Below are 26,217 nucleotides of genomic sequence, written 5' to 3' on the forward strand. Positions count from 1 at the left end.
GTCAGGCGGTTGACCTCGAGCTCCTGACGATCATCGTCACGATCAGGGCGAAGGCGACGGCTTCACCGACGAGAAAGCCGGCACCCACCCGGGCGCTGGGGCTTCCCTCGGCGACCATCACTGTGAGGGAAGCCGCCGCCAGTCCGAAGGCCCAGGAGACGGCGAGCTTCCCTGTCGCCCGCATCGCGATGAGGATCTGCTGGGCGAAGAGGGCGATCGTTGCGATGGCGACGCCGGCAGCGGCATAGGCGGCGAGGGTCGCGGTTGGTCGGAACACTTCGCCGAGGAGGAACGCCACCAGGTCGGGTCCCACCGCCCGACCCACCGCGTAGCCGAGCGCCCCGCCGACTGCTCCGAGTGCGCCGAGGCGCCATGCCCAAAGGCGGATCGTTGCCTGATTTCCACTCTGCACGAAGCGGGTGAAGGGGGGAAGGACCCGGGCGATGAGGCTGTAGGAGACGGTCAGCGGCGCCCGAAACAGCAGGAACGTTTCGAAAAAGACGCTGACTTCTGCCGACGATGCCCGGAGAGCGCCGACGACCAGGGGACCGGCGGCAACGATCGTCTGCGATGCGGCGTTGGCGGCAACGAACGTCGCCAGCCCCGAGCCGGAACCCCGGGAGTTCTCCCCGGTGCGGCGGAACGGCTCCGCACGGAACGGCAGCCAGATCCACACCACCAGCGAACCGGCGACCAGCGTCCAGCCGAGCCCTACCGCGCCGACCCCAACGGCCAGCAGGGTCGCGGCTAGAACCAGGCGGAACACCGATTCGGCCAGGGTCGAGAGCCCGTACTCCTTGAAGCGGCGGTGCCCGGCAAGCATGCCCCGGGCGAGCGCGAATCCGCCATAGCCCGCGATGAGGGCGGCGATTATCACGAGGTAGGTGGTTTCGCCGTGGAGCAGCCGGTCGAGCGCCAGCGCAGTGAAACCCGTGGAGACGATCACCGAAAGGACGATCACGCCAATGAACAGCCGCCAGGGCCCGGCGTCGGGATCATCCGAGCTCAACCGGCGGATCGTCAGCTGCTCCATGGGCACGAACACGATGGTCAGCACGAGAAACTGGATGGTCCACAGGACAGTGATCGGGGCGAATTCGGTGGGGCCAAGGGCTCGGCCCGCGATCAGTTGGAACAGGTAGGCGGAGAGCGCGGCCACCAGGGTGCCGACGACCATATAGGCGGTGCCCGAGCCAGGGGCTCGGGCGGCGAGGGGCGAGGTCGTGTCGGTGGGGTCGGTCATTGAGGGAGCGCTGTCGTCAGCGAAACCGGAGCGTAATCCGGGGTTGTCCGATTACTGAATAGGCTGCGTCGCCGTGGACATCATCGAACGCCCCCTCGAGCCAGTTCAGCGCGATCGCTCGCGGTGGTGGTGGCTCTTTCTGGTGTTCACCGCGGTGCCTTTGATCATCTGGTGGGTGGCGTGGTATCCGGGAATCCTGTCCATCGAATCACTGACGCAGCTTGCCGAGGTCGACTCCGCCGACTTCACCAACGAGATCCCAGCGATCCATTCGATCCTGGTGTGGCTCATCACTCGCATCTGGGATTCGCCGGCAGCAGTGACGCTGGTACAGGTGGCCGCGATGGTGGCGCTGCTCGGCGCGTACATCAGGCGGAGCCATGGCGTCGGCGTCCCGTGGTGGCTGGGGGGCATCACGATCCTGGTGTTCGGATGGCTCCCCGCCGTCGGGGCCACCACGATCGCCCTCGAAGTACAGGTTGCCCAGACCCTCGTCGCCATCTGGGTGCTCGTCGAGTTGATGGCGCTTGCGCCCGATTCCGTCCGCTACCTGCGGGATCCGTGGGCCTTGGCCCGCCTGAGTACTGCCCTGGGGATGGCCTGGTTGTTCGACCACGCAGGTCTGGTGGTGGTGGTCCTGGTGTTTGGCGCCCTCGCATTGGGTTTCCGGCGGTCCGTCGGGTTGCTGGGGGCGCCGGTCGCGGGAGCGGTGGCACTTTTCCTCCTCGTCCAGGGCCCGCTGTACGCGGCGTTCTCGGTGGATCGCGCGGTGGCACCTCTCGGTGAGGCGTACGCCCCGGAGGTCGCCGCGGTATATCACCATGATGCTGGCTGGTTCAGCGACGCCGACCTGGCGTTGCTCGCCGCGGTGGCCGATCTCGAGGTGTGGGACGCCGCCTACACCTGTGTCGATGGCGCGGCCCTGATCGGCGACCGCGAGTTCGACACCTTGGTGATCCGGGCCGACCCCGGGGCCTACCGCGGGTTGCTGTTCAGGGCCGCTGGCTCGCACCCGACCACCGTCGCCGGTCATCGGTGGTGCGCTGCCGGGGTGCTGTTGGTGCCCGGACAGCCCTTTGGCGAGAGATTCTCGACCTACGTCTACAACGTCCCCCCCAACGAGTTGGGAATCGTCCGGGACTCACTGTGGGTGCCGGGGTTCAACGCCACCAAGGCGATTTTGGTGCGCACCGATCAGCCCGACCGACTCTGGATGTTCTGGCGGGCAGGCACCATCGTGTGGCCCGCACTGGCGGGTATCGCCGCCCTGGCCGTGCGGCGAAGGCACTTGGCATGGCCGGGGCTGGCGCTCGTCGCGTTCTTGGTCCTGGCAGTGCTGACGGTGAGAGAGCCGTCCTTCAGGGAGTCGTTCGCGGTGTACTCCCTGTCGTTGCTGAGCCTCCCGCTGTGGTGGTCGGCGTTCCGTGAGGCCAGGACCCGCAGCACCGGCCCACCCGGAGGCGAACCGGTCAGCGACAGTCGGTGAAGCTCTCGAGTCCGACAGTGCCAGCGAGGGTGCGCCTGGTTTCGGAGCCGACGACCCCATCGATCATCAGACTGCTCCCCTTCTGGAAAACCTTCAGCGCCTTCTCGGTCTGCGGGCCGAATACCCCATCGGCGGAGCCGGGGTTGTATCCGATGAGCTTGAGGAAGTGCTGGAGTTGGCGCACGTCTGACCCCGAGACACCCGCCTTGAGAACCCGGGCCTCGAGACGGAGGAATTCCGCGTACTGGGCCGCGGTGGCGATGGTGGCGACCTCGGATCGCGTAATGCTGCCCACGATGCCATCCGCCGGGAGATTGCGGGATGTCTGGAACTTCCTCACGGCGTTCACCGTCTTCGACCCGTAGACACCGTCGACGGGACCGGGGGCGTAGCCGATCGCCTTGAGGAACGCTTGGAGCTCCCTGACCGATCGACCCGAGGCGCCGGCCCACAGGACCACCTGCTGGCGGACGAGGCTGTCGACCACAGGTGGCGCGATGCACGCCGTGGTGGTCCCGCCGGAGGGTGAGGTCGTCACGGTGGTGGCGGGCGCGGTCGTCGAAGTCGTGGTGGGGACGGGCAGTGTGGTCGCGCCCGCAGTGGTTGTCGTCACCGCCGGCACCGTTGTGGTGGTGGGGAGGGACGGCACCGTCGTGGTGGTGGGGAAAGGCGGTTCGGTAGTGGTGGTGGTCGTCGGGAAAGTGGGGAGTGTCACCGGCGATGTCGTCGTCGTGGTCGTGGTCGTGGTCGTGGGCGGCGGGCTGGGCGGCGCCGGCGTGGCGCACCCCGTGGGCGCTCCACCATCCGAGACCGAGATCACCTGCATCGATCGGAGGCTCAGGATCCCGCGCAGGTCCCTCGTCTTGTAGGCCCGGGGCCCGCCGGACCCGTAGAAGGTGATCTCGAGGGCGGCACCGGTGGTCGAGCACTTGGTGATCGCCAGCCCGGTGACGGAGGTCATCCCGGGGAGCAGGGAGGCGAGCTGGCTTCCGGAGAACTGACGGGTCCACCGGGCGTGCGAGTTGCCGACCTCGGGCAGCTGGCTCCAATGGTCATCGACCGAGCGCAGGTAAGGCGCCGAGCTGGAGAACCCGTCTTCGGAGTTCTCGGTCCAGCCGAAGGTGCTGGAGGAGTAGTAGGTGGGAATCGGGGTGAGCTGACCGCCAACCTTCACCGACGGGTGGGTCATCACCTTTCCTTCGGTGTTCCGAACGGCGTCGATCCATGCCTGGGTCCCATGCCCCCAGCCGACATAGCTCTGGTCCACGGTCGTGTCGTAAAGCGAGCACCAGCACCAGGGTCGATCCTCCGGCGCGGCCCGGGCAATGATCTTCGAGTATGCGTAGGACCGGGCCGCCACCGCCTGGGCCTCGAGCGCCGCCATTCCTCCCGAGTTGCCCCAGTAGTAGGGCATCTCGGAGATGCCGAGGATGTAGTCCTCGATGCCGAGCTCGACGGAGAGATTCACCGTGTTGGTGTTGTTGTCTGGTCGGATCCGGAGCCCACCGCGGGAGTAAGTGCATGGCTGCGCCCGGCTGCCGGTGGTGAGATTCCAATTCATGAGTGTGCAGCCATCGAGGATCACGCCCGCGGTTGGCGAGTCGGCAAAACCGTCCCATTCGGCGTCGATGGTGCAAGGGCCGGTGAAGCTCCCGCCCGGAGCGTCGACACGGCAGCTCCCCCCGTTGAGGCGGGTGACGGTCACGATCTGGCCCGCGCTTGCGGCGACCGAGCCGGCAGTGGAGGTGAAGGTCACGGGGGAGTTGGGTGCCGCCCCGATCGAGCGAACCGTCAGCGAGAGCACCTGCCGCTCCATCGTCAGATTCACCCAGATGGGCTCGTTCCCCAGGGCAGGGGACACGTTGCCGGGAGTGGCGCCGGTGAAGTAGTGAGACATGATCTCCTGCCATGAGTAGCCGGCGCGGGCCATCCCGTAGGCGCCGAACTGGCTCATGCCGACCGAATGCCCGAACCCACCACCTTCGAGGGTGAACGTAGGCGCGGCGCGGGCGGGTAGTGCCGGCAACAGCGCAAACACGATGGCGACCGCCCCGGCCACCAATATGCGGCGCTGCAACGACGGCGAGTAGCCATCATGCATACCCTCCGCATCGGAGGGTCTCTTGGGTGGGTTGACTAGTTTCTTTGGGTGGTGACGAGCCGCGCCACCAGATCAGGGACCACCTCGCCGGCGGCCCCTTCGACGATCACCGTCGCCAGGTCGTCGAGCTCGGTGGGTCCCCGGTTGACGATCACCATCGGATGGCCCGCCTCGACGACCTCGATGGGGAACGAGGCGGCGGGGAATACCGAAAGCGTGGAACCGATGGCGAGAACCCCGTCGGCATCGCCCGTGGCGATGGTGGCTCGCATCAGCGCTCTACGGGGCAGAGCCTCACCGAAGAAGACCACCGCCACCTTGAGGATGCCCCCGCAAAGGAGACATGCGGGATCGTCCTCCCCGGCGGAGACGCGTGCGGCGACGACCGCGGTCGCCTGGCCATCGCCGCAATCGAGGCAGACGGTCTCGCCGGCGTTTCCGTGGAGTTCGATCACCATGTCCTCCGGGAGGCCGGCCGCCTGATGGAGCCCGTCGATGTTCTGGGTGATGCACGCCTCCATCAGATCCGCCCGCCACAGGTCGACGATCGCCCGGTGAGCCGCGTTGGGAACGGCCCCGAGCACGCCGGACGCGGTTCGCATCCTCCACGACGCCCGCCGGGTCTCGGGGTTCTCGAGATAGCGGGAGTAGGTGAACTCTTCGGGATCTACCTTGGTCCAGACCCCCTCGGGCCCGCGAAAATCCGGGATGCCCGATTCGGTAGAGATCCCCGCTCCGGTGAAGACGAGGAGTCGACGGCAATCGAGGAGAGCCGCGGCCGCGGCGAGAGCCTGCACCACCCTCCGATCGTAGGGCGGTCAGCCTTCCAGCAGCCTCCGGTATTCGGCGCGGAGAGCCGGGTGGAGCCGGCGCAACTGGCTCGCCCCGAGGTACGGCACCCGCGGCCTCACCAATACGATCGGCCCCTCGCGTTCGATCAACCCCTCGGCGGCGAGGATGCCGAGATGGAGGGGCTCCCGCAGCCTTCGCCCGCTTCGGGTCGCGGCGATGAGTCGGAGGAGGTCGGCGACCGCGCCCGGTCCGACGATGGCGGTCCAGAATCGCCGAACCGCCGGGTCGGGTGGCTCGTGCCCGGGTGTGTCGTGCTCGAAAGCCAGGGCGGCGATGATCGGCCGGGGGAGGGCGGTGGGGCGGAAGGCCGTCGTGGTGCCCGGGGCTGGCGCGGCTTCCATCTCGATGGGAGGACGGGCATCTCGACGGAGGATCCCGGGCACCACGGCGGTCATGTCAGGTTGATATCAAATAACAGCAGTTGAATGCAATAGCATCGACTAGGAGCGCGAAATGATTCCCTGCGCTAGTCCTCGGCGACGTAGACCCACACCGATACCCGGACCACGGTGTCCTCGGTGATCGGCGACCCCGGTGACGGGTTGGTGTCGATGACCTCGTTGTGGTCGGCGGACACCGAGGTCTCGATCTCGATGTACACCCAATCGAAGTCGATTCCCGTCTGGTTCCGGTGAGCCCGCAGGGTGTCGCCGGCCACGCCGCGCTTCATGCCGGTCACATCCGGCAGGGCTGTCGTCGGCGACTGGGCGTTGGAGACCTCGACTTCGATCGTCGTCCCCTGTGACACCCTGGTGCCCGGAGGCGGGTTGGTGGCGACCACGCGGTTGCGCGGTTCGTCGGAGTTCACCGACCGGATTTCGACTCCCAGACCCGCGGCGAGGATCTCGTCTCGCGCTCGATCGATGGTCAGTCCGATGACATCGGGGATCTCTACCCGCGGCAAGGTGTAGTAGACGTCGATGCCGGGCGGATCCTCGGGGAAGTTCTCCACTGGGACGTCCTGAAGCACATAGGTCATGAACTCTTTCCAGATCGGCGCGGGGGCGCTGCTCCCGAACATCCGGGGAATGAATCGACCCTTGATCGTCAGGTTCAGCATCGCGAGTTGCGCGTCGGGATAGCCGACCCACACTGCGGTGCTGAACTGCGGGACCGAGCCCACGAACCAGGCGTCGGAGTTCCCCTCGTGGGTCCCCGTCTTGCCGATCTGGGGACGGCCGATGTCGGCGGCGCCACCGGTGCCGAGGGTGATGACCTTTTCCATCGTGTTGATGGCGGATGCCGCCAGCGCCGGTTCGAGCACCTGCCGGCCCTCGACCTGATGTTGATAGATCACGTTGCCGTCGTTGTCTTCGATCCGTTCGATCAGGTAGTTGGCGACGTAGACGCCCTGGTTGGCGATCGTCGAATAGGCGCTGGCCATCTCGAGGGGGCTGACGGCGGCCGCACCGAGCACGATGGCGGGCACCTCGGCGATCGGCGAGCGGATCCCCATGCGGTGGGCGACATCGACGATGTTCTCGGCACCCACCGCGATCGCCACCTGGCAGAACACGGTGTTCGTCGACAGGTAGAGAGCGGCTTCGAGCGTCCGGACCCCCGGTGGGTTGTTACCCGCATTGGCGCACACCCAGGGCTCGATTCCCCCGAAATCGAGCGTCTGCGGTGTGCTGTAGTCCCAGTAGGAGTTGAGGACGATGCCTTGCTCGAGGGCGGCGATCATCCCGAACGGCTTGAAGGCGGAACCTGGGTTGCGGCGTCCCTTGGTGGCGAGGTCGTACTGACGCTGGCCGGCCTCGAGGTCGGTGCCGAAGTCGAGTCCCGATGCCATCACGACGGTGGCACCCGTGCGATTGTCGACCATGGCGATGGCGCCGGTGGGGAGATCCTGGCCGGGGGGGAACCAGTCCTGAAGAATCGATCGGGCGTACTCCTGCAGTTCGAAGTCGACGGTGGTGTACACCTTCAACCCGCCGCCGCCCTCACACTCTGTGTCGTGGGCCGGGCAGCCGAAGAGCGCTCGCTTCCTCTGCAGGTAGGACGACCCGAGCCCGAAGCGGGAGTCGTTGAGCAGCGCGTCGCGGGCGGCAATCAGCACCTGCGGCGCCGGGTCCTGGAAGTCCTCGTGTACCACCGTCGTGATCGGGGTGTCCTTGGCCCGCTCGCCGTCCTGCTCGGTGATCCAGCCCTCCTCGACCATGTTGTCGATCACCGCGTTGCGGGCCCGCAGGGGGATCTCGCTGTCGTTGCGCAGGTTGTACAGCGAAGGGTTGCGGATGGGCACCGGGAGCGCGGCTGCCTCGGCGATGGTCAGCTGATCGAGCTCTTTGCCGAAGTACTCCTGCGCGGCCGCCCTGATGCCGTAGGCGTTCTCGCCGAAGAAAACGGAGTTGAGATAGAACTCGAGGATCTGTTCCTTCGTGTAGCGGCGTTCGAGTTCGATGGCGATGGTGGCTTCCGCCACCTTGCGCTCGAGGGTCGGCTCACTTCCGACAAAATTCTGTTTGACGACCTGCTGGGTGATCGTCGAGCCGCCCTGGGTCTGCCCGCCGGTCAGGTCGGCGAACAGCGCCCGCATCACTGATTGGTAGTCGACTCCACCGTGGTCCATGAATCCGTCGTCCTCGGCGGCGAGCACGGCGAAGATCACCAGGTCGGGGATCTCCTCGATCGGCACCGGCTGGCTGTTGCGTTCCGTGAGCTGGCCGAGCACCACGCCGTCGGCCGTATAGACGGTCGACAGACTGCCGAGGTCGGGGAAGTCGAGCTGCATCGCCTCGACGTCCGGGATCCACTCTTCGCGCAGGTCGAGCAGGGTTCCGTTGGCGCTGTTCGCCCCGAGGAACACGAACAGGCCCATCCAGGTGGAGGAGATCAGGACGATTGCAGCGAGCACGGCGAATGCCACGAAACGCCGGCCGCTTCGCTCGAGACGCTCCGCCTCGTGGATGGAGATGTCCATGGGTGTCCTCAACGAGAGACGTAAGGGGAGGGGAAAGAGTTCCGGGGTAGCATCCGCTCGACCTCAGAGGGGAAGCCTGACCGCTTGTCAGTGTAACGATGGCCGATATATCCGATACCCCCCGCCACACCTCGAGCGGCATCGAGATCGAACCGATTTACGGCCCTGAGACCCTCGAATCGTGGGACGCCGATGTCGCTCTCGGTGCTCCTGGTTCCTTCCCTTTCACGCGCGGTCCCCACCCCACCATGTATCGCGGTCGGCTGTGGACGATGCGCCAATACGCAGGTTTCGGCACGGCCGACGCCACGAATGAGCGTTTCCGGTCTCTCCTTGAAGCGGGCCAGACCGGGCTCTCGGTTGCGTTCGACCTGCCGACCCAGATGGGTCTCGATTCCGACGCTCCGATCGCGCGCGGTGAGGTGGGGAAAGTGGGTGTCGCCATCGACTCGGTGGACGACATGCGCCGTCTACTGGCCGGGATCCCCCTTGGGGACGTGTCGACCTCGATGACGATCAATTCGACCGCGGCGATCCTGCTGCTCCTCTACCAGATCGTCGCCGAGGAAGCCGGGGTGCCGGCCGATCGGATCCGCGGCACCGTCCAGAACGACATCCTCAAGGAATACTCGGCTCGGGGCACCTACATCTATCCGCCGGGTCCGTCCATGAGGCTGGTGACGGACCTGTTCCGGTACTGCGGAGCCGAGCTGCCCGCCTGGAACACGATCTCGGTGAGCGGTTACCACGTGCGCGAAGCGGGCTCAACCGCGGCGGAGGAGATCGGAATCACGATCTCGAACGGGCTCGCCTACCTGAAGGCGGCGTCCGCCGCCGGCCTCGACATCGACACCGTCGCCCCGCGGGTGTCCTTCTTCTGGAACGGGCATTCGAACTTCTTCGAGGAGATCGCCAAGTACCGCGCCGCCCGCCGCATCTGGGCACATGAGATGCGCGACACATTCGGCGCCACCGACCCCGACTCGTGGAAGATGCGGTTCCACACCCAGACGGCGGGCAGCAGCCTCAGCGCCCAACAGCCCGAGAACAACATCGTCCGCACCGCGCTCGAAGCGTTGGCCGCGGTGCTCGGGGGCACCCAGTCGCTGCACACCAATGCGTTCGACGAGGCGCTTGGTCTCCCGACCGACCACTCGGCGCGGATCGCTTTGCGCACCCAGCAGATCATCGCCTACGAGTCGGGAGTCGCCGACACGGTGGACCCGCTGGCCGGGTCATACTTCGTCGAGTCCCTCACCGACGCGGTGGAGGAGGCGGCACGGGCGGTCATGCGCGAGATCGAGGCGGCCGGGGGAGCGGTGGCCGCCCTCGAGGCGGGAGTGGTACAGCGCATCATCGAGGACTCGGCCTACCGCGAGGCCCGCCGGGTCGAGTCGGGCGAGTCGGTGGTGGTGGGGGTAAACCGCTTCGTCGACGGCGCGCAGTCAGAAGTGCCGGCGATGGCCGTCGACCATTCGGTCGAGAAGGACCAGGCCGCCCGCCTGAATGAACTGCGCGCCAACCGGGACTCCAAGGAGGTCGAAGCCGCCCTCGACGCGGTTCGCACCACCGCCGCCAACGACGGCAACCTGCTGTACCCAATGAAGACCGCCCTGGAACGAAACGCCACCCTTGGCGAAGTGTCGGCAGCACTGGCGGATGTGTTCGGTCGGTATCGACCGGGATGAGTCTCCTGAATGCCCCTCCTCCTCGCCGCTTTCGCTTCCGTGACCTTTGGCGTCGCCGACTTCGTCGGTGGGTTTGCGTCCCGCCGCACGGCTGCGGTCACCGTGGTCGCCGGGTCGCAGGCGGTCGCGCTGGTGGCGATCTTCGCCGCGGCGCCGCTGTTCAGCGATGGGGCGCCCCCATTCGCCGACCTCGCCTGGGGCTTTGGGGCAGGTCTCGCCGGGTCGGTGGGGCTAGCGGTCTTCTATCACGCGCTGGCGACCACCCGGATCGGGGTGGCCGCCCCGGTGGCGTCGGTGGTGAGCACGCTGGTGCCGGTGGTTTTCGGGATCGTCACCGGCGAGCGTCCCGCCGCCCTCGCCTGGGTGGGGATGGTTTTGGCGCTGCCGGCGATGCTGCTGCTCCCGGCGAGCGGTTCTGCGGATCCGAGTGGTACCAGAGGCCATCGGGCCGCCTACCTCGGGGCGGTGGCGGGCTTCGGCTTCGGACTATTCGGCATCCTGATCTCCCGCACCGCGGCCGAGTCAGGGATGTGGCCGCTGGCGGGAGCAAGGGTGGGATCGCTGGCCCTCATGGCGGTCCTGGTGCCGTTGATGAGGGCGCGCTACCTGCCCCGGCGTGACGCCTGGCCCACGATCGCCACGGCGGGCATCCTCGACATGGCCGCCAACGTGCTCTTCCTGATCGCGGTGCGGAAGGAGTTGCTGTCGGTGGTCGCGGTGATCATGTCGTTCTATCCGACCTCGACGATGGTGCTGGCGAGGATGGTGTTCGGAGAACGAACAGTGCGAAGGCAGTTGGCCGGCCTCGCGCTGGCGGCCGTGGCAGTGACTTTGATCGCGGTGGGGTAGCGCCGGAGGCCGGCCCTACCGGCTCCAGCTACAGCTCCAGTCAGAAATTCGCCTCGCGATTACGCACGCCATTGGCGATGAGCAATTAGGCAAGAGCCGACCGCGACCGGGATCATTCACCGTTCTGGCTGGAGCCGGAGCCGTGGCCGAAGCTTTTCGGGCTGGAGCTGGAGCCGTAGCCGGAGCCGTCTACCGGACGATTGCTAGAACGGCCCCGCCGGCGACCTTGTCGCCGGCGGTCACACGCATGTCGACGATCTCGCCGTCGATGGGGGACTTGATCTCGTTCTCCATCTTCATCGCCTCGAGAATGAAGAGGGGATCTCCCGCTGCCACCCGGTCGCCCGCCTTCTGGTGAACCTTGACGATGGTGCCCTGCATCGGTGCGGTGATCGCCCCTTCGCCGTCGGTTGGCGGTCCGGTGGTGGTGAGCTTGGGTGGACGCCGCCGGGGTGCCTGCCGCCTGCCCGAGGCGGAAGGGAGCGGCATCTCCGGCGCCCACAGCCTCACCACGAATCGGCGTCCGCCGACTTCGACCGTCATTTGCCGCTCGGCGAGCTCCTCGTCTTCGGGGAGTTGTGGTGGGGTCGGTTGGGTGATCCCCGCCAGATCGAGGTCCTCCTCCACGGTGCGGGTGTGGTGGGTGCCGGCGCGAAACGCCGGGGTGTCGAGCACCAGCTGGTGGAACGGGATGGTGGTGGCGATGCCGGTGATCCGGTACTCGGCGAGGGCACGCTTCGATCTCGTGATGGCTTCATCCCGGTCACGGCCCCACACCACCAACTTGGCGACGAGGTTGTCGTAGTACTGGCTGATCGTCGACTTGGCGCCGTACCCGCTGTCGACCCGCACTCCGAAGCCGCCTGGCTCGCGGTAGTCCACGATCCGCCCCGGTGTGGGCATGAAGTTCCTGGCCGGGTCTTCGGCGTTGATTCGGAACTCGATGGCGTGCCCGCGGGGCGACACTTCTGATATCGACAGGGGCTCGCCCATTGCCACCCGAAGCTGCTCCCGCACCAGATCGACGCCGGTGACCATTTCGGTGACGGTGTGTTCGACCTGTAGCCGGGTGTTCATCTCGAGGAAGTACAGATCGCCCTTCTGATCGAGCAGGAACTCGACAGTCCCGGCATTCACATACCCCGCCGCCTTGGCGACTGCCAGCGACGCCTTGGCCAGCGCCTTGCGTTGCTTGTCGCTGAGTACCGGCGAAGGGGTCTCCTCGATCAACTTCTGGTGGCGGCGTTGCAAGGAGCAGTCGCGTTCGCCGAGGAAGATGCCATTGCCGTGGGTGTCGAACAGGACCTGGGCCTCGATATGGCGAGGGAATTCGAGGTACTTCTCGACGTAGACCTCGGGGTTCTTGAAGTAGGCATCTGCCTCGCGACGGGCCGCCTCGAACGCGGCTTCGAGCTCGTCTGCGGACCGCACCACGCGCAGTCCTTTACCCCCGCCCCCGTGGGCCGCCTTGATGGCGATCGGATACCCGAACTTGGCGGCAACCTTCCGCACCTCGTCGACATTCGCCAGCGGTTCGTTGGTGCCCGGAACGCTCTCGACCCCGGCCGCGGCGGCGGCGACCCGGGAGGAGATCTTGTCGCCCATGATCCTGATCGCCTCGGGAGGGGGGCCCACCCAGGTCAGCCCGGCTGCGATCACGCGGGTGGCGAAATCGGGATTCTCAGCCAGGAATCCGTAGCCAGGGTGGATGGCGTCTGCGTTGGACTCGCGGGCCACCCGAAGGATGCTGTCCATGTCCAGGTACGACTCGGCGGCAGGGGCGGGCCCGATGTTCCAGGCCTCGTCGGCGTGCTGGACGTGAAGGGCATCGCGGTCCAGCTCCGAGTAGACGGCAATGGCCCGCAACCCCATCTCCTTGACGCCCCGGATGACCCTTACCGCGATCTCCCCACGGTTGGCGATCATTACGGAACGCATGGAGGGCATCCTAGAGAGGGATGTTTCCGTGCTTCTTGGGCGGGAGGTTCACCCGCTTGTTGCGAAGCATCTCCAGGACCTGGATGAGGCGGGGGCGGGTCTCGCGCGGCTCGATGACTTCGTCGACGAGCCCCCGCTCGGCGGCGACATAGGGGTTCGAGAACGCCTCTTCGTAGCTCTGTATGAGCTCTGCCCGGCGGGCCTCCGGTTCCTCGGCCTCGGTGATCTCTCGCCGGTGGATCACATTGACCGCGCCCTGGGCGCCCATCACCGCGATCTCGGCGGTCGGCCAGGCGAAGGCGATGTCGGCGCCGACGCTGCGCGAGTTCATGACGACGTAAGCCCCGCCGTACGCCTTGCGGGTGATCACGGTGACGCGGGGCACCGTCGCCTCGCAGTAGGCGTACAACAGCTTGGCGCCGTGGCGGATGATGCCGCCGTGCTCCTGATCGACGCCCGGCATGAACCCGGGGACATCGACGAAAGACACGATCGGGATGTTGAACGCGTCGCAGAAGCGGACGAATCGAGCCGCTTTCACCGAGGCATCGATGTCGAGGGTGCCGGCGAGGGCGGCCGGGTTGTTGCCGACGATGCCGACCGTGTAGCCGTCGAGGCGGGCGAGGCCGATGACGATGTTGGGGGCGAAGTGCTGATGCACCTCGTAGAACTCGCCGTTATCCACCACCAACTCGATCAGGTCGACCATGTCGTACGGCTGGTTGGCGGAATCGGGGACGATCGTGGTGAGGCCCTCGTCCATCCGATCGGGCTGGTCGGTGGGGGTGAAAAATGGCGGTGCTTCCAGGTTGTTCTGGGGGAGGAACGAGATCAGGTATCTGACCTCCTCGAGTGCGTGTTGCCCGTCGCTGCTGACGAAGTGGGTGACCCCTGAGGTCGTGCTGTGGGGGCCCGCCCCGCCGAGCATGTCGAACGTGACGTCCTCGCCGGTGACCGCCTTGATCACGTCCGGCCCCGTAATGAAGAGGTGCGAGGTGCCCTCGACCTGGTACACGAAGTCGGTGATCGCCGGTGAGTAGACGGCCCCGCCGGCGCAGGGGCCCATGATCACCGAGATCTGCGGGATCACTCCGGAGGCCATCACGTTGCGGCGGAAGATCTCCCCGTAGCCGTCGAGTGCCAGCACCCCCTCCTGGATCCGGGCGCCGCCGGAGTCCTTGAGGCCCACGACCGGGGCACCGGTGTCCATGGCCAGGTCGAGCACCTTGCAGATCTTCTGGCTGACGACCTCGCCGAGGGAACCGCCGAAGACGGTGAAGTCCTCGGCGAAGACGAAGACGGTGCGGCCGTCGATGGTGCCCCAGCCGGTGATCACCGCATCGCCGGGCGGACGGCGGTCCTCGATGCCGAAACCGGTTGCACGGTGGCGGACGAACATGTCGAGTTCGACGAACGAGCCCTTGTCGAGCAGGGCGTCGATCCGCTCGCGGGCGGTCATCTTTCCCGCCTCGTGCTGCTTGTCGACCGCGCGCTGGCTCCCGGCGTGGGCGTGTTCCTCACGGAACTCGCGGAGGCGCTCGATTTTCTTCTCTGTGCTGCTCATTCTCGTTTGAGTATGGTCGTCTCAGGGGTTCGACTCGCGCCCCCCCACCATGGCTACACCTTTGACCAAAGTGCACCTCGATACGACTGCGTCCACCCAGGACGACGCTCGCAGGCTGTTCTCGGGCGATCCGATGCTGGTCACCGCGGCCTCACAAAGCGCCGGCAGGGGGCGATCCGGGGCGAAATGGGTCGATTCCGACCGGTCGCTCGCCGCATCGCTGGCGTTCCGGCCCGGCTGGCAACCCGACTTGTGGTCGCTCATCCCGCTGGTGGCGGGCCTCGCCGCGGTGGACGCACTGGGGAATGTTCGACTCAAGTGGCCCAACGATGTCGTACGCGGCAAGGAAAAGGTGGCGGGGATCCTCTCCGAGTCCGACGGGGAGGTGGCGGTGGTCGGCATCGGGGTGAACCTGTGGTGGTCGAAACCAATGAGCGGGGCCGGCGCTCTCTGGGTCGAGGATCGGGGAGCGGAGGCTGCCCGGTCGCTCGCCTCGGTGTGGGCGGAACGCCTGCTCGATCGACTCGACGCCGATCCGAACGACTGGGGACGCGACGAGTACCAGTCCTACTGCACCACGATCGGCGAGGAGATCGCCTGGGAACCGGCAGGCGCCGGTACCGCAGTGGGTGTCGACGAACGGGGACGACTCGAAGTAGAGGCGGCGGACGGCCTGATCGCGCTCGACTCGGGGGCCGTCCGCATGGTCAGGGAATTCAAGAGCCAAGAGCCAAGAGCCAAGAGCCAAGAGCAGAATCTTGACTCTTGATTCTTGCCTCCACGTTCTCTAAGTACTCTGTCTAATCCACATGGACGCAACTGCACAATGACCGTCCTCACCGGTGAAGGCCGGGTGACCATCCTCTACGGATCGCAGGCCCTGCCGATGCCGCCGTATCGGTCGGTGTACCTGGCCCGTCCCGACATGGAGGGCCGGTATCCGGCGGTAGTCGTCGCCCACGGGGTGGCGGGGCTGACTCCGAGCGTGAAGGCGGCGTGCCGTCACCTGGCGCGCTTCGGGTACATCGGCGTTGCCCCGGATCATCGTTCCAACGCTCCATCGACCGCGAAGGAGCCCGGGCGTCCGCACGACGATCTCGAAGACGTCGTGGAGGCGCTTCGCGAGGATTGGCAGGACTGGGCCGACGCGGGCCGGCTGGGCGTTCTCGGCCTGGAGCAGGGCGTCCCACCGGCGGGCCGGTTGGCCGCGGCCCACAACAGCGCCCTGATCGTGGTGGGAGGGCCCGAGGCGGTTGATGCCGCCCTTCTCGGTGGCTCCGATGGGCCTCTGCTGTGCCTGGTCGCCACCGATCAGGCCGACACGATGAAGCGCCTTCACCAGGACGTGGGGCGCGGTGAGTGGGTGCGGTACGGAGATGTCGGGCCTGGGTTCCACGACGAGGGCTCTCCCGACTACCACGCCCCTTCGGCGAAGGATGCCTACGAGCGGGTCATCGCATTTCTCGATCGACACCTCGGAACGCCGGCGATGGCGTGACCGGCGGATCCGGGTAGCGCGGGGCTGCTGCTAGAAAGGCACAACCTCGATGACGCAGCCCACCCCGCCTCCGCTTCCGTCGCCCTCGCGCGTCCCGGTGCCCCCACCGCCGCCGCGCACTTGGGTGAAGAAGGCGATCGTCACCTTCCTCATCGTCGCCAATCTGATCGTCTTCGGGGTGCTCGGGGCGGTGTGGCTGGCGGCGCGCAAGGTCTCGGGGGCGGTCTCGACCATCCCGGCCACCGATCTCAGCCTGCCCGATCGTCCCGGCCAAGTGGGCGATCCCCGGACCTTTCTCCTCATCGGGTCGGACAGCCGGGCGAACCTCGACGACCTGACCAACTTCGGCAACTTTGGCGGCCAGCGCGCCGACGTGATCATCCTGATCAGGGTCGATCCCGGCACGGACTCGGTGCAGATGCTCTCGTTGCCCCGGGATCTCAAGATCGTCCACAACGGCGTCACCACGAAGATCAACGCCACCTTCACCAACGGCCCATCCGGCATCGTCGAGGCGGTGAGGAACTTCACCGGATCCCCCATCCACCACTACCTCCAGGTGGAGTTCTCAGGATTCGCCGGCATCGTGGACGCCATCGGCGGGATCGAGATGACCTTCCCCTACCCGGCCCGGGACATTCGGTCGGGCTTCGAGGCCGATGCCGGCAAGCAGGTACTAGACGGGCGAAACGCCCTCGCCTTTGCCCGTAGCCGTAACTATCAAGAGTTTCGCGACGGCTCGTGGGTCTCGGTCGCCGGCAATGACATCAACCGGACCCGGCGGCAGCAGGATGTGCTGATGGCGATCCTCACCCAGATCGACCGTCCTTCTTCGATCGGCGGCTTCAACGACTTGCTCGATGCGCTCGGCAGGTTCGTGGTGACCGACGAGGGCTTCAACGAGGAAGAGATCATCGAGCTCGCCTGGACGATGCGCAATGTCGGGTCGGAGGATCTCGATGCGATGACCCTGCCGGTGCGAATCAGCACCGAGGGGGGGACCTCCTATGTCATCCCGGTGGAGCCCGACTCCAGTGCGGCAATCGCCGCCTTCCTCGCCGGACAACGGATGAGCCCGGAGCCGGGCCTCGCCGCGGCGATCCAGGTGCAGAACGGGAACGGTCGCGAAGGTTCAGCGAGCCAGGTGGCGGAGGTGCTCGGCGGCGGCGGCTTCAACGTGGTCGACACCACGGACGCGGGTCGGGCCGACTTCGCGGTCACCCAGGTGGTGGCCCGTCCCAACTTCCTTCACATCGCCGAGGAGATCGTGGACTTCCTCGGCTACGGCGAGGCGGTGGTCGGCGGTATCCGCGACGGCGTGGACATCGTGGTTATCGTCGGGCTCGATGCCCCCTCCGCCTGAACAAACTTCCCCGCGATGACCCCGAGGCAAGCCGTGCTCCTGGTGGGTGGCCGCGGTACTCGCATGTGGCCGTTGAGTGCCGAGGTACCTAAGGGTCTGCTTCCCCTCGCCGGGGTGCCCTTCGTCGATTACCAGATCGCCCGCCTGGCGGAAGTCGGGGTCGAAGAGGTGTTCCTCGCCGTCGACACCGAGCATCTCGCGGCCTGGCAGGCGTACGCCGCCGGCGTCGATTCGTTGGCGGTCCATCTCTCGGTCGAGGAAGAACGCCTCGATACTGCCGGGCCGGTGCGGGCGGTCCTCGACAGGCTCGACGGCCTGTTCTTCGTCCTCAACGGCGACGTCGTGGTGCAGGCGGACCTCGGTGAGCTGGTGGCGGCCGTCCCCGATACCGCGGCGGCGACATTGGCCCTGGTCGAAGTGGTGGACACGAGCGCATACGGAGTGGTGGTCACGGATGCCGACGGCATGGTCGAACGATTCGTCGAGAAACCCCCTGCCGAGAATGCGCCGGCGAAGACCGTGAACGCCGGCATCTATTTGATGCGACCCGAGGCGCTGGACATCTACGAGCCGGGGTCACTTTCGTTCGAGCGGGTCGTGTTCCCCGACCTCGTCGCCGCCGGGCGGCTTGCCGGGGTCGTGGTAGACGCCGGCTGGATCGACATCGGTACTCCGTCGCTGTACCTCGACACCCATGCCGCGGTGCTGCTCGAGGCAGGGCACGCTCATGTGGCGCCTCCCGGCGTCGCCACCAGCGGCTCCTGGGCCTGGGTGGCCCCCGACGCCACGGTCGCGGAGGGCGCCGTGGTGGCGGAATCGGTCATCCTCGGCGGGGCGACGGTCGATGAAGGGGCGGTGGTCCGCCGGGCCGTCGTTGGTTGGGGGGCCCACGTCGGTTCGGGGGTGAGTGTCACCGGCGACAGCGTGGTGGGGCCACGGGCGACGATCCACTCGGGGTGCGAGCTGGATCACGGGATGAGGATCGGCCCTGACGTGGTACTCACCGAACGGGCCGTGACATTCACGCCTCCGAAATGAGAGGGTCATGACCAGGAAGGCAATCGTCACCGGCGGGGCCGGATTCATCGGCAGCCACCTCGTCGAACTGCTGGTCGACCGCGAATGGGAGGTGCTCGTCGTCGACGATCTGTCGTCGGGCCGCATCGACAACCTCGCCGACGCCCGGCGACGGGGCATTGCCAACATCCACGTGACTGGGATCGATGAGCCGGAGCTGGCCGACCTGGTGGCGCGGTTCGCCCCCGAGGTGATCTTCCATCTGGCCGCCCAGTCGAAGGTGCGACCGTCCGTCGACGATCCGCTCAACGACGCCCGGATCAATGTCCTGGGGACGGTGAACCTGCTCGAGGCCGCTCGCAAGGCCGGGGTCCGCAAGCTCTGCTTCGCCTCGACTGGCGGGGCGATCTACGGCGACGGGGTGAAGCTCCCCGCCAAGGAGACTTCGGCGAAGGCCCCCGAGTCGCCGTATGGCATCTCCAAGAAGGTGGTCGAGGATTACTTCCGCTGGTACTCGGAGATGTACGGGGTCGACTACACCCTGCTGGCGCTGGCCAACGTCTATGGACCCCGCCAGGACCCGGGCCTCGAAGGCGGGGTCACCGCCATCTTCTCGCTTGCGATGCTCGAGGGGCGTCGGCCGGTGATATTCGGCAACGGCACCCAGACCCGCGACTTCGTCTACGTCGAAGACGTGTGCGACGCCTTCCATCGCGCCGCCGACACCGCCGGTGGCCAGTTCATCAACATCGGCAGCGGGGTCGAGACCTCGGTGCTCACCCTCTACGAGGTGCTCGCCGGGATCACCGGCTATCCAACCAAACCCGAGTTCGCGCCCGCCAAGCCCGGCGAAATCCAGCGATCGGTACTCGACGCGTCGCGCGCCAAGAAGGAACTCGGATGGGAGGCGTGGACTTCGCTCGAGGAGGGTCTGGCGAAGACAGTGGAGTGGTATCGGGGCAAGGGCGATTAGCGATTGGCGATTGGCCAAGCGAATCGCAATGCGCAATGCGCGAACCGGGAAATGTCTCACGTGCTGGTTTGGTCGCGTCGCGCATTGCTCATTGCGCATTGCTCAATCCTCATTCCTCTTCGAGAGTCCTCGGGAAGTCTTCCTTGAGCAGCCTCGATAGCGCTCGGTCGGCCAGCACTCGGCCTCCGGTTTGGCACTTGGCGCAGTAGTTGGTTTCGTTGGAGGCATAGACGATGCGCTGTACCGGCTTGCCGCACACCGGGCACGGCTGACCGAACTTGCCATGCACCGCCATCTCATCTCGGAAGGCGGTCACCTTCTCGGGGAAGCCGTCGCCGGCTTCGGCGCGGAGGCGGTCCACCCATTCGGAGAGCACCTCGGTGGTGGCGGTGTGGAGGCGGGCGATCTCCTCGTCGGTGAGGCGGTCGGTGCGTACTACCGGCGACACCTTCGCCCGGTGCATGATCTCGTCGGCGTAGGCACCGCCGATGCCGGAGAAGAGGTGGGCGTCGGTGAGCGACCGCTTAAGGGTGTGGCGCTCCCGTCCTAGCGCCTCGGTGAACTGGTCAAGAGTCGCCGCAAATGGCTCCACCCCGCCCCGGTCGTGCTCGGCAAGGGCAGGTTCGCCCCTCACGACATGGATGCTGGCGCGCTTCTTGGTGCCCTCCTCGGTGAGCAGGAAGGTGGCACTCTCGAAGTCGAAGGCGGCCAGCCCCCGCTTCTTGGGGATGGCCGCGCCGGGCTCCCGCATCCGCAGCCGTCCCGCCACCATCAGGTGGACGACGACGAACAGGTCGTCCTCCAACTCGAACACCAGACGCTTGCCGATGCGCCTGAACCCAATGACCTTCTTCCCCTCGACTGCAGAAATCGGCGGGTCGTAGGTCCGCAACACCCAGGGGCTCCCCAGGCGGACCTTCTGCAGTGTCGACCCACCCACCAACGCTTCGAGCCGTTCGAGGTAGATCACGACATCGGGGAGCTCAGGCATTCGGGGAAAGTCAAGGGCTCGCTTCGCTCGCCCGCAATTCGCAATTCGCAATTCGCAATGCGACAGAGACCGCCAGCGCTCTCGAATCAGAGGTGAACGGTTCCTTCGTATCGCGAATCGCGTATCGCGTATCGCGTATCGAGCACGCCGGGGCCCTGTAAGCACAAACCCCCTCCTAACGCGTTATACCAACTGGATGGAACGGGAAGGCCGGGGAGACCATGAGTCGGATGATCGGCAGGTCGTCGGTCAGCCTGGGTCGTTTGACGACTTCTACCGGAGCGAGGTGCGATCGGTGTTGGCGGTGACGATGGGTCTGACAAAACGCCGGGGCGAGGCCGAGGAGGTCACCCAGGAGGCGTTCTACCGCGCCTATCGCGACTGGGACCGGGTCGGTCTCATGGCACACCCGGGTGCCTGGACCCGCCGGGTCGCCCTCAACCTCGCCGTCGGCCGATGGCGCCGCCTCCGTTCTGAGGCCCGTGCCGTGCTGCGACTCGCTCCGGCGACCGAAACACCGGGGCCCTCCGATCCCGTGGCCGACCGCTTCTGGGATGAGGTGCGGGCACTGCCCGACCGGCAGGCCCAGGTGGTCGCCCTCACCTTCGTCGAGGATCTCGATGCCGATGGGATCGGCGAGATCCTCGGCATCAAGGCTTCGACCGTCCGGGTGCACCTGTCCCGCGCCCGGGCGACGCTGGCGACCCGCCTCGAGGTGGAGGAATGAGTCTCGACGACCTTGCCCGCCAGGCAGCCGAACAGGCTCGGTCCGACGCGGCCACGGGCGGCCACCTCCATCCCGAGGCGTATCGGACCAGGCGGCAGCGGCGCACCCAACGGCGGGCACTCCTCTTCTCCGGCGCCTTTGTGGGAGCAGCACTGGTCGTGGCGATCCTGGTGTCGCCACCGGAGGAGGACGAACTGGCGGTCCCCACCACGACCATCCCTGGGGTCGCCACGACCCTTCCGTCGACGACGACCACTGTTACGACCACCGGTCCGGAGCCGTCGATCGGTCCACCCCCGCTTGGCGTCGGCTGGGAGGAACTCGACCCCGGCCCGATCGCCGGGCGGTATCGGATGGCAGTCGCCTGGACCGACTACGGGTTGTTCGTGTTCGGGGGGCACGACAACTACAGGCAGGAAGACCCCTCGCCGGTCCTATACCACCAGAACGCCTACCTGTTCGATCCGGTCGATGGAGCGTGGCAGAGCCTGGCCGAGGTGCCTCAGGAGGTCTTCGAGATCGCCGAGCCGCGGGCGGTGGCGATGGAGAGCGACGTCTTCGTCTACGGCAGACCTCGGGCGCCCAACTCCGGGAGGGCGGCGATCTACGACCTCGAGGCCGATGCCTGGGTGCCGGTGGCGCCGGAGTTCGGTGACTCGCTGGGTCCCGGCGTGCAGGTGGTGTGGACCGGTGAGCTTCTGGTAGCAACCAACATCGCATTGGCGTACGACCCCGTCACGGGCACGACGCTCACGCATCTGGACGACGGGATGATGGCGACGCCCGCGGACGCGGACGCGGCCGTTCACAGCCCGCAGCGGGCGCATTGGAGCGGTTCTGAAATCCTGGTCGTCGGGTCAGGCCCGGTCTACGCCTGGGTACCCGGCGAGGAAGCGGAGTGGCGAACGCTGGCCCAACCACCGGTGCCTGATCGTGCCCGCGACAGCGTGTGGACCGACCAGGGGCTCCTTGTCGTCAACTACCAGGCGGCGGCCGCGGTGCTCGATCGGGACACCAGCGTCTGGTCGCGGCCGGGTGATCTCCCGTTGCGCTTCTACGAGTGCCTTCCTGAGGCCGTATCTGCCGGGGGGACACCGGTGGTGCGGATGTGCTCGGGTATTGGGATCTGGGACGAGGTGCGGTCCTCGTGGATACCGGTGCCGCTCGACGGCGGGAACTCCGGGGAGCTGGTGGGTGCCGACGACGCGATCTACACGGTTGGAGGTGACACTTTCCGCCGGTTCGAGATCGAGCGCGCTGCCGACGGCTCGATCGAGCCGCCACCGACGGTGCCGATCGGCGTGGCGGAACTCGACATTCCTCCGGGATGGGAGTTGGTCTCCTCGTTTGCCCCGGATCAGTCGCCGGACGGCATCATCCCGGACGACGAGACCATCGGGTTGGTCTTTCTCAGCCCTACCGCAACCTGCTCGGTGACTTCCACCTACGCCTCCGAGGGGTGGTCACCTGAGGGGTTCATCGAAGTCGGCCCTGGCATTATTGACAGTCCGGGTCGCCCGGTGCTCCCCGCTACCTACTACCGCGGCGCCGATCACGACGGATGGGCGGCGGCCGTTCCTACCAGCACCAGCGACGTGGTCTTCATCCACTGTCAGAAGGGGCCGGATCCGAGCCATTTCCCCGGCGCCGTATCCGATTTCCATCTCGGCCTGAGGTCGGCGCTCGTGGAAGATGTGGAGATAGCGCCGCCGTCACCCGAGATCATCATCGGCACCGGGTGGGAGGAGATCGCGGGGAGCCCGGTGGCCGGAAGGATGCGGACCGCGGTGGTGTGGACTGGGTCCGAGATCTTCGTCTGGGGCGGCCACGACGGGTACTCGCAGGAGACCCCCAACTTCGCCAGGTTCCACCAGGACGCCTATCTGTTCGATCCCACCACCGGGGTTTGGCGGATGGCATCCGATCCGCCCGACGGCCTCTGCCCGTTGACTGAGGCCACTGCCACGTGGATCGGCGATGCGGTGTTGCTGCGCGGCGCCGCCCTCGTCACCCCCAACTGCGTGAGCGGAGCCGCCACATACGACCCGGTGGCGGACTCCTGGACGGTCCTGGAGGGCGAGTTCTTCGACCGGGTGCCGTTCCGGGCCGAGGTGGTATGGATCGGGAGGTCGCTGGCAGCGCCGGTGTTCGGTCTCGCCTGGGTACCTGACGAAGATGGGGGCGAGACCATCGAGATTCCCATCGTCCCGGACGCGGGATCACAGGTCGGATCACCGAGCGTGTTCCACCAGTGGGGCGGGGAGCGGATCACCGCCATCGGAGCAGGCGACCTCTACTGGCTGGTCCCCGGAGCGGAAACCTGGGAGAGCGTTGCCTCACTCGGTATCGGCGAGGCGGGGCGCCTCAGCGTCCTGACCGAGCACGGCCTGTTCGTGGTCACCCGGGACGGTGAGGTGGCCCGGGTGGTGGACTTCGCTGACGTCCACCTCGGGGAGAACCTGCCGCTGCGTCTCTCCGAGTGCGACGCGTTCCTCGTCGCTGTCGGCGATCTGCCGGTGGCCCAGGTGGGCTGCTCCGGGATGGCGATCTGGGATCCGGTGCGGTCCCTTTGGGTACCGATCCCGATGGATGTACTCAGCGGCTGGTCTTGGCAACCGACGCTGATCGGCACCGACAACGCCATCTACTCGTTCGGCGAGAAGGTGCTTCGCTACCCGATCGAGCGGCTCGGCGACGGCAGCGTCGCCAACCCACCGACGATCCCGGTCGGCGTGATGCAACTGGACATCCCAACCGGGTTTTGGCTCCGCTCCACGGTGGGTCTGACGCAGACTGAGTGGCCGGACGGGTCCTACGGCGAGGTGGTGGCCTTTGCGTTCGAAGCGCCCCGGGGCTCATGCCAGCTCTCGGCACGGTACGGCGGTCCCGAGATCACGGTGGAAGCGAGCGTGGACGTGGATGGGACCGAGGTTCCGCTTCCGTGGTTCACCTTCAGGCGCCAGGAAGGCGAGTCCGACACATGGGTGATCGTGGTGGGCGACGGCGTCGACTCGATCTGGATCAATTGCGACTCGGAAGAAGACGCCCAACTGCTGATCGACGGGTTCTGGTTGCCGTGAGCGAACGTCTTCCCCAGGTATTCCGGGGGGAGTGGCCCGAAGGGCCGAGGGGGGCAGCTGACCCTGCGGGCGGGGCTGGACCCGTCGTCTGACCGCACGCTGTCTCAGCTGCCCCCTCCCTCACCACCGAAGCGGCGGCGCCACCTCCCCTGGAAGCCGGAGGAGGACGGTGCTTCTTGCGTCTCCCCCCGGTATTCCGGGGGGAGTGGCCCGAAGGGCCGAGGGGGGCAGCTGACTCTGCGAGCAGGACTGGACCCGTGAGCGCATCTTCGGTTTGGGGGGGGGGGGGCCCCCGCCCTACAGAAACAGATCTTCCTCCGCCGACCTCACCAGGTCGCGCGCCCGCCCCTCTCCCGGTGAGAACTCCAGTCCCCTGAGCAGAGCCGCCGGCACCGAAGTCGCTTTGCCCATGACCAGGTCGGCGGCGGCGGCGATTTCGTCGATTACGGCGATTTCGGTGACATGGAGTTCGCGGCCGTTGGCGTCGACGGTGCCTTTGAGGTCGAGGATGGCGTCCATGCCGGAGAGGCCGATCGCTACGTCGACCAGGCCTTTGCGCCAGGGGCGGCCGAAGGTGTCGCTGATGATGACTGCCAGGTCGACGCCGGTGGCGGCCTTGATCGCCATGCGGATGCCGTGGGCGGAGCGGTCGGGATCGTGGGGGAGGAGCACCGCGGTGCCGGGGGCGGCGTTGGAACGGTCGACGCCGGCGTTGGCGCAGATGAAGCCGTGCTTGGTGCGGGCGATGATGAGGTCGCCGCGGCGGCGGATGATGTCGACCGCCTCTCGCATCGCCAGCGCCCGGTAGGCGGGTTCCTCCTCGCCTTCGAGGTCCACTACGGCACCTTCTGCCTTCGAGACCGCCTTGTGGGTGACCACCAGCACATCGCCCGGCTCGGGTTCGAGGCCGGCGCGGCGGATGGCGTCGAGGAGCATGGTGGGGAGATCGTCCCCCTTGGTGACCTCAGGGATTCCGGGGAGGGGGGTGATGACGAGCGTCATAGGGCAAGTACCTCGGCGGCGAAGCGGGCGGCGGCGTCCGGGTGGGCGATGCGAGTGTCCATGTGGTGAATCTTGACCTCTCCGGAGTCGACCTCCTCGTCGGCGTCGCCTTGGTCGACGATCAGATCGCTGAGCAGTGCTCGGTAGGCGGTGAGCACCCCGGCGGTGCCTGCGGGCAGGCCGAGGGAGGCCATCACCCGATCGGCGGGGCCCTTGAGCGCCTTTCCGCCGAACAGGGGGCTCACCGCCACCACCCGGGGGGCGGAGAGGACGGTGTCGTGGATCTCCCGGATCGCCAGGATCGGCCAGATCGAGAGCGGGGGGTTGGAGGGGGCGATCACCACCAGGTCGGCCTCTTCGATCGCCTCGACCACTCCGGGAGCGGGTTTGGCGTGCTCGGCTCCTTCGAAATCGACCTCGGCGACCTCGTCGCGATTGCCGCGCAGCACGAAGTACTCCTGGAAACCGCACCACTCCCCCTGGGCAGTGCGCACCTTGGTGCGCAGTTGATCGTCGGTGGCCGGCAACACCCGGTGCCGCACGCCCAGCACTCGTGCCGTCCGATCGGTGATCGACGAGAGGGTCTCCCCCGAGTCGAGCGCCTGGGTGCGGGCGAGGCAGGTGGCTAGGTCGACATCGCCGAGCCGGAATGTGGTGTCGACTCCGAGCCGCTCCAGGGCCTCCATCACCGTGAAGGTGTCGTCTGCCCGGCCCCAACCGTGCGGTCCCTCGACCCCGGCCAGCGTGTAAACGACGGTGTCGAGATCGGCGGAGACATGCACTCCGTGAATCCGCTCGTCGTCGCCGACATTCACGATCACGGTGAGTTCCTCGGGGGCAAGCACCGAGGCGAAGCCACGCGCCGCGCGCGCCCCGCCGACGCCGCCCGAGAGGAGGGTCACCCGGCTCAAATCCCTGCCTC

20 protein-coding genes are annotated in these 26,217 nt (G+C 67.0%); 10 read left to right on the forward strand and 10 right to left on the reverse strand.

What is annotated here, in order from left to right; translation table 11 throughout:
• Position 1: 1 nt before the first annotated feature.
• Positions 2 to 1,243: a hypothetical protein gene (locus WD184_06055; protein MEX0826295.1), complete on the reverse strand. Its 1,242-nt coding sequence runs from the start codon at positions 1,241 to 1,243 to the stop codon at positions 2 to 4.
• Between the two features lie 73 nt (positions 1,244 to 1,316).
• Here WD184_06055 and WD184_06060 point away from each other — a divergent pair, with 73 nt between their 5' ends.
• Positions 1,317 to 2,729: a hypothetical protein gene (locus WD184_06060; protein ID MEX0826296.1), complete on the forward strand. Its 1,413-nt coding sequence runs from the start codon at positions 1,317 to 1,319 to the stop codon at positions 2,727 to 2,729.
• Here WD184_06060 and WD184_06065 read toward each other — a convergent pair.
• The 4 genes from WD184_06065 to WD184_06080 all read right to left on the reverse strand — a co-directional run bounded on the left by WD184_06065 (position 2,713) and on the right by WD184_06080 (position 8,605).
• Complete coding sequence (locus tag WD184_06065) at positions 2,713 to 4,830, reverse strand: SpoIID/LytB domain-containing protein (protein MEX0826297.1); 2,118 nt, start codon at positions 4,828 to 4,830, stop codon at positions 2,713 to 2,715. The two genes, WD184_06060 and WD184_06065, sit on opposite strands and share 17 nt — an antisense overlap.
• A gap of 35 nt (positions 4,831 to 4,865) precedes the next feature.
• Positions 4,866 to 5,627 carry a Sir2 family NAD-dependent protein deacetylase gene (locus WD184_06070; GenBank protein MEX0826298.1) on the reverse strand — a complete coding sequence of 254 codons (762 nt, stop codon included), beginning with the start codon at positions 5,625 to 5,627 and terminating at the stop codon, positions 4,866 to 4,868.
• Positions 5,628 to 5,648: 21 nt separating this feature from the next.
• Positions 5,649 to 6,077: a hypothetical protein gene (locus WD184_06075; protein ID MEX0826299.1), complete on the reverse strand. Its 429-nt coding sequence runs from the start codon at positions 6,075 to 6,077 to the stop codon at positions 5,649 to 5,651.
• 71 nt (positions 6,078 to 6,148) lie between these two features.
• Entirely contained in the window at positions 6,149 to 8,605 is a 2,457-nt protein-coding gene (locus tag WD184_06080) for a transglycosylase domain-containing protein (protein MEX0826300.1), read from the reverse strand.
• Between the two features lie 98 nt (positions 8,606 to 8,703).
• Between WD184_06080 and WD184_06085 the strand changes: the two genes are divergently transcribed.
• Positions 8,704 to 10,293 carry a methylmalonyl-CoA mutase family protein gene (locus tag WD184_06085; protein MEX0826301.1) on the forward strand — a complete coding sequence of 530 codons (1,590 nt, stop codon included), beginning with the start codon at positions 8,704 to 8,706 and terminating at the stop codon, positions 10,291 to 10,293.
• A 9-nt stretch (positions 10,294 to 10,302) separates the two neighbouring features.
• Positions 10,303 to 11,142: a DMT family transporter gene (locus tag WD184_06090; protein ID MEX0826302.1), complete on the forward strand. Its 840-nt coding sequence runs from the start codon at positions 10,303 to 10,305 to the stop codon at positions 11,140 to 11,142.
• A 189-nt stretch (positions 11,143 to 11,331) separates the two neighbouring features.
• On the opposite strand, the gene WD184_06095 is transcribed toward WD184_06090, so the two are convergent.
• Both WD184_06095 and WD184_06100 read right to left on the reverse strand, forming a co-directional pair.
• Positions 11,332 to 13,080: an acetyl-CoA carboxylase biotin carboxylase subunit gene (locus tag WD184_06095; GenBank protein MEX0826303.1), complete on the reverse strand. Its 1,749-nt coding sequence runs from the start codon at positions 13,078 to 13,080 to the stop codon at positions 11,332 to 11,334.
• A 10-nt stretch (positions 13,081 to 13,090) separates the two neighbouring features.
• Positions 13,091 to 14,644 carry an acyl-CoA carboxylase subunit beta gene (locus WD184_06100; protein MEX0826304.1) on the reverse strand — a complete coding sequence of 518 codons (1,554 nt, stop codon included), beginning with the start codon at positions 14,642 to 14,644 and terminating at the stop codon, positions 13,091 to 13,093.
• A 70-nt stretch (positions 14,645 to 14,714) separates the two neighbouring features.
• Between WD184_06100 and WD184_06105 the strand changes: the two genes are divergently transcribed.
• Genes WD184_06105 through WD184_06125 form a run of 5 tightly spaced genes read left to right on the forward strand, consistent with a single transcriptional unit; the run spans position 14,715 to position 19,495 of the window.
• Positions 14,715 to 15,413, forward strand: coding sequence for a biotin--[acetyl-CoA-carboxylase] ligase (locus tag WD184_06105; GenBank protein MEX0826305.1), 699 nt, complete (start codon positions 14,715 to 14,717; stop codon positions 15,411 to 15,413).
• 57 nt (positions 15,414 to 15,470) lie between these two features.
• Positions 15,471 to 16,142: a dienelactone hydrolase family protein gene (locus WD184_06110; GenBank protein ID MEX0826306.1), complete on the forward strand. Its 672-nt coding sequence runs from the start codon at positions 15,471 to 15,473 to the stop codon at positions 16,140 to 16,142.
• A gap of 49 nt (positions 16,143 to 16,191) precedes the next feature.
• Entirely contained in the window at positions 16,192 to 17,505 is a 1,314-nt protein-coding gene (locus WD184_06115) for an LCP family protein (GenBank protein ID MEX0826307.1), read from the forward strand.
• Between the two features lie 15 nt (positions 17,506 to 17,520).
• Entirely contained in the window at positions 17,521 to 18,543 is a 1,023-nt protein-coding gene (locus WD184_06120; protein ID MEX0826308.1) for an NDP-sugar synthase, read from the forward strand.
• 7 nt (positions 18,544 to 18,550) lie between these two features.
• Positions 18,551 to 19,495 carry a GDP-mannose 4,6-dehydratase gene (locus WD184_06125; protein ID MEX0826309.1) on the forward strand — a complete coding sequence of 315 codons (945 nt, stop codon included), beginning with the start codon at positions 18,551 to 18,553 and terminating at the stop codon, positions 19,493 to 19,495.
• Between the two features lie 109 nt (positions 19,496 to 19,604).
• Here the strand turns inward: WD184_06125 and WD184_06130 are convergent, their stop codons facing one another.
• Positions 19,605 to 20,486 (reverse strand): DNA-formamidopyrimidine glycosylase family protein, encoded by an 882-nt coding sequence (locus tag WD184_06130; GenBank protein ID MEX0826310.1) that lies wholly within the window; start codon positions 20,484 to 20,486, stop codon positions 19,605 to 19,607.
• Positions 20,487 to 20,682: 196 nt separating this feature from the next.
• Here WD184_06130 and WD184_06135 point away from each other — a divergent pair, with 196 nt between their 5' ends.
• Positions 20,683 to 21,213 (forward strand): sigma-70 family RNA polymerase sigma factor, encoded by a 531-nt coding sequence (locus tag WD184_06135; GenBank protein MEX0826311.1) that lies wholly within the window; start codon positions 20,683 to 20,685, stop codon positions 21,211 to 21,213.
• Complete coding sequence (locus tag WD184_06140; GenBank protein MEX0826312.1) at positions 21,210 to 24,293, forward strand: hypothetical protein; 3,084 nt, start codon at positions 21,210 to 21,212, stop codon at positions 24,291 to 24,293. Before WD184_06135 ends, WD184_06140 begins: the two co-directional genes overlap by 4 nt.
• Before the next feature lie 297 nt (positions 24,294 to 24,590).
• Here the strand turns inward: WD184_06140 and cofE are convergent, their stop codons facing one another.
• Both cofE and cofD read right to left on the reverse strand, forming a co-directional pair.
• Positions 24,591 to 25,295, reverse strand: a complete 705-nt coding sequence (cofE, locus tag WD184_06145) for a coenzyme F420-0:L-glutamate ligase (GenBank protein ID MEX0826313.1) — start codon at positions 25,293 to 25,295, stop codon at positions 24,591 to 24,593.
• Positions 25,292 to 26,197, reverse strand: coding sequence for a 2-phospho-L-lactate transferase (gene cofD / locus WD184_06150; GenBank protein MEX0826314.1), 906 nt, complete (start codon positions 26,195 to 26,197; stop codon positions 25,292 to 25,294). The genes cofE and cofD overlap by 4 nt, the downstream gene beginning before the upstream one ends.
• Positions 26,198 to 26,217: the final 20 nt, after the last annotated feature.

The sequence above is a fragment of the Acidimicrobiia bacterium genome, assembly GCA_040878325.1.
GTDB lineage: Bacteria > Actinomycetota > Acidimicrobiia > Spongiisociales > UBA11373 > JAUYIV01.

Coding starts and splice junctions, on each gene's coding strand:
- WD184_06090 (MEX0826302.1), top strand. CDS start 10,303: ATGCCCCTCCTCCTCGCCGCTTTCGCTTCCGTGACCTTTGGCGTCGCC.
- WD184_06115 (MEX0826307.1), top strand. CDS start 16,192: ATGACGCAGCCCACCCCGCCTCCGCTTCCGTCGCCCTCGCGCGTCCCG.
- WD184_06135 (MEX0826311.1), top strand. CDS start 20,683: ATGGAACGGGAAGGCCGGGGAGACCATGAGTCGGATGATCGGCAGGTC.
- WD184_06140 (MEX0826312.1), top strand. CDS start 21,210: ATGAGTCTCGACGACCTTGCCCGCCAGGCAGCCGAACAGGCTCGGTCC.
- WD184_06120 (MEX0826308.1), top strand. CDS start 17,521: ATGACCCCGAGGCAAGCCGTGCTCCTGGTGGGTGGCCGCGGTACTCGC.
- WD184_06075 (MEX0826299.1), bottom strand. CDS start 6,077: ATGACCGCCGTGGTGCCCGGGATCCTCCGTCGAGATGCCCGTCCTCCC.
- WD184_06095 (MEX0826303.1), bottom strand. CDS start 13,080: ATGCGTTCCGTAATGATCGCCAACCGTGGGGAGATCGCGGTAAGGGTC.
- WD184_06125 (MEX0826309.1), top strand. CDS start 18,551: ATGACCAGGAAGGCAATCGTCACCGGCGGGGCCGGATTCATCGGCAGC.
- WD184_06055 (MEX0826295.1), bottom strand. CDS start 1,243: ATGACCGACCCCACCGACACGACCTCGCCCCTCGCCGCCCGAGCCCCT.
- WD184_06100 (MEX0826304.1), bottom strand. CDS start 14,644: ATGAGCAGCACAGAGAAGAAAATCGAGCGCCTCCGCGAGTTCCGTGAG.
- WD184_06110 (MEX0826306.1), top strand. CDS start 15,471: ATGACCGTCCTCACCGGTGAAGGCCGGGTGACCATCCTCTACGGATCG.
- WD184_06080 (MEX0826300.1), bottom strand. CDS start 8,605: ATGGACATCTCCATCCACGAGGCGGAGCGTCTCGAGCGAAGCGGCCGG.
- WD184_06130 (MEX0826310.1), bottom strand. CDS start 20,486: ATGCCTGAGCTCCCCGATGTCGTGATCTACCTCGAACGGCTCGAAGCG.
- WD184_06085 (MEX0826301.1), top strand. CDS start 8,704: ATGGCCGATATATCCGATACCCCCCGCCACACCTCGAGCGGCATCGAG.
- WD184_06065 (MEX0826297.1), bottom strand. CDS start 4,830: ATGCATGATGGCTACTCGCCGTCGTTGCAGCGCCGCATATTGGTGGCC.
- cofE (MEX0826313.1), bottom strand. CDS start 25,295: ATGACGCTCGTCATCACCCCCCTCCCCGGAATCCCTGAGGTCACCAAG.